Here is a 10,952-nt window from a genome sequence, read left to right on the forward strand (position 1 = left end):
TAGTTTTTCGCTCTTGAATTTGTTCGCATCAAATGAACCTTAAACTTCCAACAATCCTTTGGAAGAAGATTGAAATAGGCAAGATTCCCTTCCTCTCTGGCCTTAAAAGCTTCTGGCTCAGTCAGCGAGATTGCAACAAAAAAAGCATTGGAGAGGTTTTGCTTACTTTGGTGTAACTCATTACTTAAACACCCCTTCTAGAACCAATTTCTATAAAACTAGAACTTGGTTAGTTAGTTTGATTCCGACTTTGTTCGATTATATGTTCTATCTACCCCTTGGTAACGAATAGCGAATACATCACCAAGTTTAGTTGAACTCAGGATTCGTCTGCGAAGAGTTGTATCTGAAAACGTCCTCAACTTAATGTACCTTTTGAGCTTTAGCAATGAGCATTTTTAAAGCTCGTTTTTCGACTTTTTTACGCTGTGCATAAGAAAGAGTCTTCAAAGGTTCTTCATCAAACATTTCAGAAAATTCAGCTAACGTGTCTTCAATTCGCGATGGATTGACTGGCTTGGTTACTCCATTTTCCGTTTGAAGCTCCCAGATCCAAGTTTGATGCCCCGCCTCACTCCGTTTGCATGTGATAAACATAACGCATTGCTGGGCGTCATACTTGGAGGTCCCGGTCTGCACCTGACTGATGAAAGAGTATTGCTTGGCACGCATTTTTTTCAAGACTTGGCGAATAGTAATAATACAGTCATCTCTTTCTGCTGTAGTGTTAAAACCTAACCCAAAGGCTCGGACTTCACCATCATCCCCCTCTACAAATACAGTGGTCATTACGCTACCACCTAATTGCAGCCGGGTTTCTATATATTCTTTTTGTTGAGATTCACTTGTAAAATCTAGAGCCACGATATTCTCCGTTATTAAGTTTTTTAAATCTGTCCTGAGCGACTTCTATTGGTTGAGGGACCTCCGATTAATGCAACTTGGCGGGAGGCGGAAACAGTAACTCACCACCCAAATCGGGACAGCTGTCATCAAAGATGCTAACGATGCTCTGCGTTACACACATGAAAAAGCTTATTTGCGGGATTTTTGTCATGTTCGTTCCACAAGTGATCATTGCCCTCGTACCCTCGACATTGTGCTCTCCATTATCGATACCGATAAAGGACTGCTTTTCTTCCCACTTAAGTTCTGTTCCTTTCTTTGCGCCGTAAGTTAGCGTAGGTGTTAAGTCTATGGTCACGCCAAAGTAACCTAGACATAAAGCAAAGTCTTTGTTTTCTGACAACCTGCTTTTGTTATTGATGTTGGATCATTTATGAGGCCCGTCACAAATACCGGCTTGCCGTTAGCATAAACAACGGCGTGCTCTGCAGAAGTAAGATCTGAATTGACTTTCCCCATAGTGCATTTCATTGGGGACTTATAGAACAACTCCTCGACCTTTGACTCAAACTCAGTTTCCGTCACTAATATATCCTTTATCTGGCAAATTTATAGTCATTAAATCGAGTGAGATCTTTCACTTTATGGTAACTACTGGTGATCGGTATGATTACTTGGTCTAGTCAAATTGTAGATTGTCGCTCCGGGGATAAACACTGCCAAAAAGAGCATCCAAGCACATACACCAAACTTACCTTGTTGGTAGTTATCGTATGCAAGAGTCAGAGACATTGGCTATATCACTAAACTAAGCACACTCATAAAGCGATCAAACGGCTTGCGGGACTTTAGGTTTTGATAAGCTTTTTTAAACGTCATACGTTTTCCTTAAAAATTAACGCCCCCCGTTGAAGTGGGAGGCATTAAAGCTATTGAAGTTAAATACTAGAAATAACTGTAGTAATCATTGATATGACGCTTGATATCTTCTTCATCTGTTTTATAGCTTCTGCTTGCAGATTGTAACTCCTGCCAATACCAATCCCCCAGAGCAACAACACCTAGATGAGTTGTATCTAGAACCGCCTCGTTCGAACAGCTAGGGTCGGTTGCCTGAATGCTGCCATTGTCTTTCCAGACACAATCCCATTGTTGCGTATTATCGTTGAATGTTCGTTCCTTGCTATTTTGACCATACTCAATCAGCACTTGTTGAAGGGACGCCCCATTGTATGAGTTCTCAGCTGTTACAGTACCCATTGTGTTGGTCCAATGCATCAACTGGATTGAACCGAGCTTACCATCTTCTCTCGTTACGGATTCTCCATTTTGCGGAATGAAGATACGCGTAGCGTCAAGCATTTCGGTTCCATCAGAAGCTAACCAAAACTTAAGGGAGTGGATGTTATCTTCTCCATTAATTGGCTGTCCGTACTGGTAATAAGCGTATGTAGTTTCTGAACCGTTTTGAACGATCGATGATGGCGTACATTCAGAGTGCGTTACCAAGCCATTTTTGTAATAGCCGATTGTATTTTGAGTTGGTACACCAACCACTTCATATTCTGTTCCTGACACTTCGACATGGGTACATTCATATACATCGTCGATGACTCTGAATGTATCTTCATCACAACCAGTTAACGCGAGCACTGTACCTAGCAGTCCTACCGTGGCGAGCATTTTCATATGTTTCCCTTTCGGTTAAGTTTTTGTCCTTTATCTAAAATATTTCAGATAGTTTGGGTTGTATGTTTGAGGCTGATACTTAGTAAATTGAACACTGATGTTGCTAACGTTTTCATTCAAACCAAGGAGCCAACGCAAAGTGTGATATAGGCCTTTCCCGCCATGCAAGTAGCTTGACCCCAGTCGCGTCTAATAGTGATTGCGAGACTTCCATTAGATAGTCATGGCGCAGTGCGTAACCATTAGATGAAACCATCGTATGTTTGCTCTGCCTGTTAATCAGTGTTCTACCATCAGAAGGTTGAATGCTAAGAGTTACCTTCCTTTTTTCGGAGTTCTCTTGGTAATGGACCTTGCGCATTCGATTGATATCGTCGCGCCAGTTCGTATTCATAAGGTAACAATCCTCTACCTTTACTTTCGACGTTTACATAAAGGCCCCCATTGTTGCGGGATGCCTCTTTCAGACGTTCATTGACTAACGAACGTCCCTTTCCCGCTTGAGCCTGCATGATGTGAGTTTTGACGTCATCATTACCAAACGGTGACCAGTTCTCATTTATTGTATCCATTCTCACTCTCTACTGTCATGGCAAATACGCCAAGCGTTACAAGGCTTGCAAAAATTAACGCTAATTCGAACTCTGGCGTATACCATTGTTTTGTCATTGCTAGTTCAAATGGCGTTGGGAGATTCACGACCAGTATGAAAAAACCACCATTGAGCAAAAACATCGATAACAAGGATTTTATCCATGAGAAAAAGACGAATCCGCACAAATAAACCATTACAGGCCATTTAAGAATCGTGTTGTGCATTATTACGAACCATAAATCTATGGCTGCTGGCGCCATCAAGAGAAAGAACAATGAAAACTCTCGTAAGTTCGGGAGTCTCATACATTCACCTTTTCAAAAGTTTCTGTTCTCATTATGTGCGACCATTATACTCAAAACAATGGTATATTTAACTTTTCCTTATGACGATCAATCTTTTACTCCGGGATACCAAATGACCAAATTGAATGATGACCCAAAAAAACGCTCAGATAACCCATCTGGTGAACAACCTGTTGAGAATTTTGTAGAACCTAAGAGTCGGACTATCCAAGGATACAGGTTACACAGTAGATTCAGAGCACTATATTTATGGATGATAGCTCTTTTCATGGTTAGTTGCTCATTGAGTTTACTTGAACTGATACCACCACGACTGCAGTTAGGCTTTACGTTTATATTTGTTGTAGTGACAGCTCTGCAGGCCGGATGTTCTATGAGTTTATGGGTCCCGGACCCGGAAAACCCACCAGCAGAAGAAAAGCTAAAAGAGATCGCCTCAATGAAGGAGGATATGAAGACACTTTGGCTTAATGGGAAAGATGAGGAAGCTCAAGAGCTCTTCATCCGCGAAACTAGACGTATTTTGGGTAAAACCCAAGAATTGAGCTCTGATTTCTCTAAACGGTCTACCGAAGAGATCATTGAAGAGTTGTATGATCACAAACCCAAGCCTTGATATCCACAAAAAAATAAGGCCTTCGGTGTGAGGGCCTTTTAGGAATAAATATTTTCTTTTGTTATGTTTCTCGCCTATAGATGCTTCAATACTTCTAAATCTTTAGTTCGGCAATTATCATTCATCATCTTCAACATTGTCTGTTGTAGAGATTGACTCTCTCCTTTCGCACTCAGCACGAACACACGATAATCGGCTTTTTCCAGCGCCTTACATTCATCTTCAGCATCTTTACTCGTTAAAGCCTAGGTTTGCGCGTTTGACTGAGGCGCTACAAATGTGGTTTTAACGCAACTGCCGGCTAGTTATCCCTCTCCAGGTAAGTGATGATGCTTTAGATTCTTTAAGTCGATCATTGAATAGTCCCTGTTTGGTCGGGGATGAATAGCCAATTGAATCAACAATTCACTTAATTTTGTCTATCCATTTTGGGGAAAGGTAGATACAAAAAACCTCGCGCAAGGCGAGGTTTATGTTGGCTTGAAGCCATGAACTTGTTATCAATCAAGTAACGCAACTACTTGAGGGATATTTTGAATATACACACATAACGACCGAAGTCAAAGTTATTCACCTGTTGGATTTCCTATGTATGTATTTCTTTAATTTTGGTCTTTCATTTGGAAATAGTTATAGTGCCGCAGAACCATTGCTAAAGCAGTAGAGCACAAACTCAAGACGATAAAATAGTATCCGAACATAAAGCATAGATCTGCGACAAGTTTAAAGTCGCCATCGAATTGGTAACCAGACAACGATAAAGCTATCTCTATAAATAATAACGCCAAACCAATCCCCAAAGGTGACTTGGACGCTTCAAGGATGATTGACTGTATTAGAGTCTTTTCATCTACTTCTTTGTGCCATTTAAAGAGTCGAAGGTCTACTACAACGCCAATGAATGCTGATAGCAATAACATCGAACCAAAGAACCAGTATTCCATTGTTATTTCATTATCTCTTTTTTGTATAAATTCTTGTAAAAATCGGCTTTGTGCGGACTACCATTGTGTAAGTGATATGTGGATAGTATTAAAAGTGCTTTTGTTTTGTATAATTTAATTGCAATTGGGAAACCTACTGCAGTTCCGATAAATATTCCACTAAAAACCACCCTATTTATCTCAAGTGTATCAACACCAAAAATAGCTATGTACACAAGAGAGGCAATTGAACCAAACCTCAATATCTGGCCGACAATTCGATGTGACCACCACAAACTGATAATCGGCAAACCAATCAGGATGCCTAAACCGAAAGCATACCAACTCCAAGTGTCCAGATTTGTGTATATCCCGAGAAAGTTCAATGCGATAGCAAAGCCGATAAATAAGCTTATAGGGTTAAATCTTAGTATATCATTTCCTCTATAGTTACCTTGTATTCTCTAATCTCTACGCGTTAGATCGCTGTAGTTACTACCATTGACCTTCACAATATATGCTTTAGGAAAGTCACCGCATCGTAAAAGTAAGTCTTCTCCATCTTGTTGATATGGAACACCGAAATTTGAAGTTGAATGACAACATGTGAGTGAATCAAAAGCTTTAGATTCACCCATTATAATTTGGTTGGGATCTTTCGGTTCCATGAATAGATCATACTCTCGTATTGAAGTAAGTTGAGAGGGACATTCTAAAGCTCCATATTTACTTTCAAGGTCTTTGTGGGGCACAAGCTCTTCAAAGTTATGTGGATATAGTGAGTTACCCGCTGGATGGTTGCTAACTGTCGCTTTTAGGGCTTCAGTGAACGTCACGTTACCCTTGTAGAATTTATATTCACTATAAGCCTCTCCAATCACACCAATAGTTATATAGGTAATAATCATACACAAAGGGACAGTGACCCTCTCTTTACCCGAAAGTAAAGTCAGAGAAATTGCGATTAATATCAGAAAGGCAGTTAGGTCAGGTAAAAATTGAGTCACAAAGTTGTCCTTAGTTGGTTATTGACGATGATTATACTTTAAACCTAGCTTTTAGGTAATTGGGTTTCTTGCTTATTCAAGTGTAATGGGACCACTTTGTGTGAATTAATTTTCCAGTAATACTCACCTTCTTCGTCTTCCAAAAAAATGGCATCATTGAAATCAGCCAAAGTAAAAGTGAAGTCACTATCACCCGAGTATGTAGCGCTATCCCATACTTCGATAAGGGGTGAGTATTCATTGCTGCCAGGGTCGTCATCTGTATTTGGTTTAGCGATAGAACAGTAGCCGTAACCATCGATATTCAATACATCTGCAGCCATTACTGATTCCTTACAGCTCACAACGCTATGAGTGTTTATCTCATAGTCAAATTTCATGTCGTCATCTGCCCCCTGAACACTTTGATAAAAATTAACTAGATACTCATTTGAGAGCTTTTCGATATGGGCCTTGATGAAGGCTAAGAAGCCATCGAATTCTGTTAAATCATGAGCATCTATTTGCTCACCTGTGACGATACCCTCTTCTATCAGGTGGTCAACAAACAAGTCTGAACATGTGTCATGAATGCGGCGTTTAACATACGTCGCTAGTTGATCGATAGCTTCTTCTTCACTTGAAAAATGAAACGGACCAATTACGGAATCGAGTCCTAGTTGGTCTACAGGCGCGTCTTGGTATAAGAGTGTAGTAGTAGTTTGCATATCATTGAGCCTCTTAATAATGAGTTTGTCATAAGTTCAAGGCCATTATAAAGGGTTCAAAAAGGATTCTAATTGTTGATTAGGGTGATCAGTATGGGTGGGTGAGATGGAAAAGGAGATGTGTATTTGCTCTGCATACACATACCTTATTTGACGATTGGTTGATTAGAGACGAGCCTACGACATAACGAAAATAAGATAGATCGTTCCGCTTTCGAATTAACCTCATGTTGAAATGGTATCCAATCAGCACCAATTGAATGTTCATAGTTCGCACTAGGCAAGAGATTACCTTTAGGCTTAAATTCACGACTACTCGCTTGCCATCCGAAACAAGCAGCCCCCAACCAAGCGGTATTACTTCTTCCGGTTTAATCATCCCTACAGGACAAAGATAAAAACGGTAAGTGCCAAGTGCTTTAGTTCCTTGTTGACGTTCTGGTTTCTTCTTATCAAAAAAGTCACCGCGAGGCACTTTTGATTCAATCACGATCGAGCACGAATCACGAATCACGAAAACCTATCGCGTCGATGATTTCACGAGACTGAGCAGCTCGAATATTAGAAGCAACCACAGAAAAGCCCTGTTTTTTCATCCAACGGATAGCGTGTAAACACTGTGCTTCGTGAAGTTCTGACGGCATCCTTTTCCCTCTAATCGGCCTTATTGAGTTTGAATTGTTCTTTGACGTCTGAAAGCATCAATTTTCTCCGATTATTAATTTTCCTTTCGAAGTTTTCCTTTATTACCGAAATGCCTATCAACCAAATAAAACACTGCTAATCCAGTAATGAAACTTACAGGACCGAACTTTTTAATGTTGAAACTATCACCCCAAATTGCAATCCCTACCCCAACGAGAATGGACATGATTATCATAAGGGCAATAAACGTAACGATTAACTGCTTTACTGTTGGCATACAAATCTCCCTCTAAGATTCACTGTCTTGCATTAGCATGACTTTAAACGATGCGTTTACAGCAATTAACTCTCCAGGTGCGTCTTTCAGTTGCGAAAAATCTGACTCAACAAACACGGCCTTAAGGTTAGATAGCAACTGTGATTCGTTAAAGATCACTGTTTCGTTACTACCTCTGGATCAAACAAACACAAGTCCAACAGCCCATAAACAAATCAATAACTTATTGTGTAAGAAAACCAGATGATGTCAAATATTAGCACCAAAAGGTGTCACATTTGGGTGAAAGGCAATATTGATCTCTTCAGCATGTAAGAAAGTTACACTACATTCTCGTATTGTTAAAAGGCTAACGACAGAATCGCCTAGTGATCACATAGAGTTTGATCGATCTCTAGCAAGCTTTTGGACATAAACGTGCCAGCGCCTTTGCTAAATTAGCAAATCACCAATAACTACAGATATGGCAAAGTCGTTTAACTTAGTGTCCAGTATTGATGGTGCAGATCACGATACGCCACCACTCCAGATCGTACAATTTACTATAAGAAGTGGCAACGGGCTTGTTCAACACTCGGGATTTAACGCTGGCTACGTAGCGCTTAATCCTTATTTGTTAGCTTGCGCTTTCTCCCACCCAAATTTTTTAGTTACTAAGGTACTATTTAAATCAAAATTGTTATCGGATAAATGCTTCTTTATATTGTTTATATCCGCTCTTCTTTGAACTTCTTTCGCTAACTTTATAAAAGGTAAAAATTTAATAAACACATAAATCAAGCCTGCGATTCCTATTAAGAAAGGGATTGTAATTATCGAAAAAAGTAACATTGAGAAAAAGGAAATATATAATAACTTCATTTGTTTTTTTAGGATCATTTCAGAATCTGTTAGAGTTTTTAAATCAAATACATTTTCACCATCCTCTGTAATGACGGCATAAATAACAAGGTCAGGCTGATCAATAGCCTGTTGTTTAGGCATTTTTTCTTTTAAATCGTCATATTTTATATAAAAATATTTTCCTTTTTTTCCTCGACGGAAGTAATCAGATGCAGCACCACTAGCAGATATTAACGGTGTTGAATATTTTTCACCTTCTATATTAAGTGTCACATTATGATATAAAGAATTCCCCTTTGTATTAGTATAATTTCCAATCAGTTCTGCGAAACCATCGAATTCTTGATAAATCATTTAAGACTCCATTCAGTACATTGAGCAAGCTAACGCTAATTAGACGACAAATTGTTGTCTTTCATCCTTCGATGATGCATTCATTTTTATATTAAATCAACTTACAATCAATACGTTATGCCACATAAAGGGAAATTAGACTACAAGATGTCACCTAGTAATGGGAGTGATACTACCTTCTAGCTGAACCTCATAAACAACCCCATAGTCACGCTCGATACGCTCGATACGCTCGATACGCTCGATACGCTCTAAAACTACCGCGTTCTTAGCTGGTTCACCATCAATGCAAACCTGTACTGTTTGACCATTTTTAATAATGCTCTATTCCCCTTAAAACTCACGTCCGAAACGCATTATCAGATCATCATTAAGACGGTCTGTTACGATGTAGCCATTTTCAGCAAAGCCCCCCGCTATAGGCCACCAAACCTTTATAAAACAAATTGGTATCCATTTCCCGATGATCAATTCCGTATCATATTGATACTTCTTAGCTAGATTATCGTTGTAGTCTGGATTAATCAGCTTCCAGTGGCCTGCTTGCATCAACTTGCTTGTTGAATCGGCATCTTGAAAGTATGGAAATACCTCGTTAATCCAATCAGGATAACCGCTAATGCTGCGGTATGGATTGCTATAGTCAATGTCATCATTAATAACAATCGGATAGTCACTTTCTTTCTTTAGCAGCGTTAAGAACGTATCCATTGCCAACAGGTACGTGCCCTTAAGTCGTTCAAGTTGGGCGAATTCAAATTCATATTCCATGTAACTTGACTCACCTTTGGTAAAGTCGGCATTCATATCACGTTGCATCGAATCTAATGCACCGTCCATGAGGGTAAAATTAACAAATAACCTGTGAGCCATTTCAGCAGCAAATACTAACTGATCTGAGTATTTTTCAGTTGGATGCACTTCATTTCCCCTACTTCTTGACTATTCGCACTTATCCATTACACAAATTTCTATACGCTTGCTTTGGTAGCGATTGACGGTAAGTTCGTCGCCACTCTCAAAGCGTATGGAAAACTCTCTACTTACCGAGTAAAAGTTGTCTTCCATCGTCTTGCCTGCTTCCGCTTCCATATTCACTTTGATACTGCAAAGTAATGTATCCAACTCTATTGTACTTAAGACTCCATTTGCGTTAATGGAGTCAACTAAACCTTCATCAGCGTATGCACGGGTATCAGTCGAACAAAGTCTTTAGTAAGAGGTGGCTGTGAAGTAGCAAGTATACAACTACAACGATAAAAGAAATGCTTCCCACAAGATTTTTTAGTATGAAAATTGCGAAATTTGCCGTTCGCATCGACTTTTCCCTTAACGTTTCGACGTTAATTTCTCTAGATCATGGCTTGATACCACTACAGGTAATTTGAATTCACCGCTTACTGAGGAAATAATCGTCAAATCCATATCGTGAGATAAAAACGATCTCTTGAATGGGTATGACCAAGTATCAAAATCAAAAAAAGTATCTGGTTCCGAAACCGACGTTAAGTAGTGATAGCTGTTTGCTAGTAGAAAATGTACTGAGCAAAGAAGTTACCGTAATCCAGTTTTTCGACCACTCAACAAAACGCTTTCGCTCTTTGATAGCTCGAATCTCTTGTTGGCTTTTAATCCAATTAGGATCGACTACAAACTGCTTGTGACCGACAAACCTACCGCGAGGCTTAGGCATCCGTTTCCTTCTACAAACCAGTTAAATCGTATTCAAAGTTAAGCGCTGAGCTATCCAAGTTAGACTTTGTTAAAACAGCTCGTTTCTTAGCAGCAAATAGTGTGGCTTGATGATGCCTTTCAACTCTGTTCTCTTAGTTATATTGCATCGTTTTTTGTTTCCTTGTTTTGGTGCGCCCGTTAAACTCCGACCATGTAATAGCAAACTTAGGATACGTTTGACCACGACTACTTGTTAACGTGTCCATGATATTCACCTGACAGCCAAACCTCATGCGCTGTACGAACTGGGGAATGCTTAAGATGAAATCGGCTCTTGATTCACCGTAGTATTCCATTAGAAAGCTATTTACAAACCTTTGAGCTGCAAACTTCGGGTTCTTGTAGTGCCGAATACCAAATAAAAGACCAATAGCGTAAGTAACGAAGTAGCTGCTCAGGGTTAGGTTGACC

Annotated in this window: 18 protein-coding genes; 1 reads left to right on the top strand and 17 read right to left on the bottom strand. The window is 39.6% G+C overall.

Annotated features, from left to right (window positions below):
• Positions 1–363: 363 nt before the first annotated feature.
• The 6 genes from AB6D58_RS01705 to AB6D58_RS01730 all read right to left on the bottom strand — a co-directional run bounded on the left by AB6D58_RS01705 (position 364) and on the right by AB6D58_RS01730 (position 3,435).
• The gene (locus tag AB6D58_RS01705; protein WP_372156363.1) at positions 364–864 is read right to left on the bottom strand and encodes a hypothetical protein; all 501 of its coding nucleotides are present in this window, start codon (positions 862–864) and stop codon (positions 364–366) included.
• Between the two features lie 67 nt (positions 865–931).
• On the bottom strand, positions 932–1,249 hold the full coding sequence (locus AB6D58_RS01710) for a hypothetical protein (protein ID WP_372156364.1): 318 nt from the start codon (positions 1,247–1,249) through the stop codon (positions 932–934).
• 248 nt (positions 1,250–1,497) lie between these two features.
• Positions 1,498–1,638 (bottom strand): hypothetical protein, encoded by a 141-nt coding sequence (locus tag AB6D58_RS01715; protein ID WP_372156365.1) that lies wholly within the window; start codon positions 1,636–1,638, stop codon positions 1,498–1,500.
• 153 nt (positions 1,639–1,791) lie between these two features.
• On the bottom strand, positions 1,792–2,535 hold the full coding sequence (locus tag AB6D58_RS01720; protein ID WP_372156366.1) for a hypothetical protein: 744 nt from the start codon (positions 2,533–2,535) through the stop codon (positions 1,792–1,794).
• Between the two features lie 308 nt (positions 2,536–2,843).
• The gene (locus tag AB6D58_RS01725; RefSeq protein WP_372156368.1) at positions 2,844–3,107 is read right to left on the bottom strand and encodes a hypothetical protein; all 264 of its coding nucleotides are present in this window, start codon (positions 3,105–3,107) and stop codon (positions 2,844–2,846) included.
• Positions 3,091–3,435 (bottom strand): hypothetical protein, encoded by a 345-nt coding sequence (locus tag AB6D58_RS01730; RefSeq protein WP_372156369.1) that lies wholly within the window; start codon positions 3,433–3,435, stop codon positions 3,091–3,093. The genes AB6D58_RS01725 and AB6D58_RS01730 overlap by 17 nt, the downstream gene beginning before the upstream one ends.
• 112 nt (positions 3,436–3,547) lie before the next feature.
• Between AB6D58_RS01730 and AB6D58_RS01735 the strand changes: the two genes are divergently transcribed.
• Positions 3,548–4,051: a hypothetical protein gene (locus tag AB6D58_RS01735; RefSeq protein ID WP_372156370.1), complete on the top strand. Its 504-nt coding sequence runs from the start codon at positions 3,548–3,550 to the stop codon at positions 4,049–4,051.
• A gap of 602 nt (positions 4,052–4,653) precedes the next feature.
• On the opposite strand, the gene AB6D58_RS01740 is transcribed toward AB6D58_RS01735, so the two are convergent.
• From AB6D58_RS01740 to AB6D58_RS01790, 11 genes are all read right to left on the bottom strand, one after another.
• Positions 4,654–4,995, bottom strand: coding sequence for a hypothetical protein (locus AB6D58_RS01740; RefSeq protein WP_372156371.1), 342 nt, complete (start codon positions 4,993–4,995; stop codon positions 4,654–4,656).
• Between the two features lie 443 nt (positions 4,996–5,438).
• The gene (locus AB6D58_RS01745) at positions 5,439–5,981 is read right to left on the bottom strand and encodes a hypothetical protein (RefSeq protein WP_372156372.1); all 543 of its coding nucleotides are present in this window, start codon (positions 5,979–5,981) and stop codon (positions 5,439–5,441) included.
• A 44-nt stretch (positions 5,982–6,025) separates the two neighbouring features.
• Positions 6,026–6,688: a hypothetical protein gene (locus tag AB6D58_RS01750; RefSeq protein ID WP_372156374.1), complete on the bottom strand. Its 663-nt coding sequence runs from the start codon at positions 6,686–6,688 to the stop codon at positions 6,026–6,028.
• 503 nt (positions 6,689–7,191) lie between these two features.
• Complete coding sequence (locus AB6D58_RS01755) at positions 7,192–7,332, bottom strand: hypothetical protein (RefSeq protein WP_372156375.1); 141 nt, start codon at positions 7,330–7,332, stop codon at positions 7,192–7,194.
• A gap of 74 nt (positions 7,333–7,406) precedes the next feature.
• Positions 7,407–7,610 carry a hypothetical protein gene (locus AB6D58_RS01760; RefSeq protein ID WP_372156376.1) on the bottom strand — a complete coding sequence of 68 codons (204 nt, stop codon included), beginning with the start codon at positions 7,608–7,610 and terminating at the stop codon, positions 7,407–7,409.
• Between the two features lie 12 nt (positions 7,611–7,622).
• Complete coding sequence (locus tag AB6D58_RS01765; protein WP_372156378.1) at positions 7,623–7,769, bottom strand: hypothetical protein; 147 nt, start codon at positions 7,767–7,769, stop codon at positions 7,623–7,625.
• Between the two features lie 450 nt (positions 7,770–8,219).
• Complete coding sequence (locus AB6D58_RS01770) at positions 8,220–8,807, bottom strand: hypothetical protein (protein ID WP_372156379.1); 588 nt, start codon at positions 8,805–8,807, stop codon at positions 8,220–8,222.
• Positions 8,808–9,140: 333 nt separating this feature from the next.
• The gene (locus AB6D58_RS01775; RefSeq protein ID WP_372156380.1) at positions 9,141–9,728 is read right to left on the bottom strand and encodes a hypothetical protein; all 588 of its coding nucleotides are present in this window, start codon (positions 9,726–9,728) and stop codon (positions 9,141–9,143) included.
• A gap of 21 nt (positions 9,729–9,749) precedes the next feature.
• Positions 9,750–9,932, bottom strand: coding sequence for a hypothetical protein (locus AB6D58_RS01780; RefSeq protein WP_372156381.1), 183 nt, complete (start codon positions 9,930–9,932; stop codon positions 9,750–9,752).
• Between the two features lie 349 nt (positions 9,933–10,281).
• The gene (locus tag AB6D58_RS01785; protein WP_372156382.1) at positions 10,282–10,500 is read right to left on the bottom strand and encodes a hypothetical protein; all 219 of its coding nucleotides are present in this window, start codon (positions 10,498–10,500) and stop codon (positions 10,282–10,284) included.
• Positions 10,501–10,633: 133 nt separating this feature from the next.
• Positions 10,634–10,952, bottom strand: a 319-nt coding sequence (locus AB6D58_RS01790) for a hypothetical protein (RefSeq protein WP_372156383.1), incomplete at its 5' end; no start/stop codon positions are given.

The sequence above is a fragment of the Vibrio sp. 10N.239.312.D08 genome (genome assembly GCF_041466145.1).
In the GTDB taxonomy this organism is placed as follows: Bacteria; Pseudomonadota; Gammaproteobacteria; order Enterobacterales; family Vibrionaceae; genus Vibrio; species Vibrio crassostreae_C.

Excerpts from the sequence above, each read along its gene's own strand:
- AB6D58_RS01760 (WP_372156376.1), bottom strand. The coding sequence starts at position 7,610 with ATGCCAACAGTAAAGCAGTTAATCGTTACGTTTATTGCCCTTATGATA.
- AB6D58_RS01725 (WP_372156368.1), bottom strand. The coding sequence starts at position 3,107 with ATGGATACAATAAATGAGAACTGGTCACCGTTTGGTAATGATGACGTC.
- AB6D58_RS01730 (WP_372156369.1), bottom strand. The coding sequence starts at position 3,435 with ATGAGACTCCCGAACTTACGAGAGTTTTCATTGTTCTTTCTCTTGATG.
- AB6D58_RS01735 (WP_372156370.1), top strand. The coding sequence starts at position 3,548 with ATGACCAAATTGAATGATGACCCAAAAAAACGCTCAGATAACCCATCT.
- AB6D58_RS01740 (WP_372156371.1), bottom strand. The coding sequence starts at position 4,995 with ATGGAATACTGGTTCTTTGGTTCGATGTTATTGCTATCAGCATTCATT.
- AB6D58_RS01720 (WP_372156366.1), bottom strand. The coding sequence starts at position 2,535 with ATGAAAATGCTCGCCACGGTAGGACTGCTAGGTACAGTGCTCGCGTTA.
- AB6D58_RS01785 (WP_372156382.1), bottom strand. The coding sequence starts at position 10,500 with ATGCCTAAGCCTCGCGGTAGGTTTGTCGGTCACAAGCAGTTTGTAGTC.
- AB6D58_RS01750 (WP_372156374.1), bottom strand. The coding sequence starts at position 6,688 with ATGCAAACTACTACTACACTCTTATACCAAGACGCGCCTGTAGACCAA.
- AB6D58_RS01770 (WP_372156379.1), bottom strand. The coding sequence starts at position 8,807 with ATGATTTATCAAGAATTCGATGGTTTCGCAGAACTGATTGGAAATTAT.
- AB6D58_RS01715 (WP_372156365.1), bottom strand. The coding sequence starts at position 1,638 with ATGTCTCTGACTCTTGCATACGATAACTACCAACAAGGTAAGTTTGGT.
- AB6D58_RS01755 (WP_372156375.1), bottom strand. The coding sequence starts at position 7,332 with ATGCCGTCAGAACTTCACGAAGCACAGTGTTTACACGCTATCCGTTGG.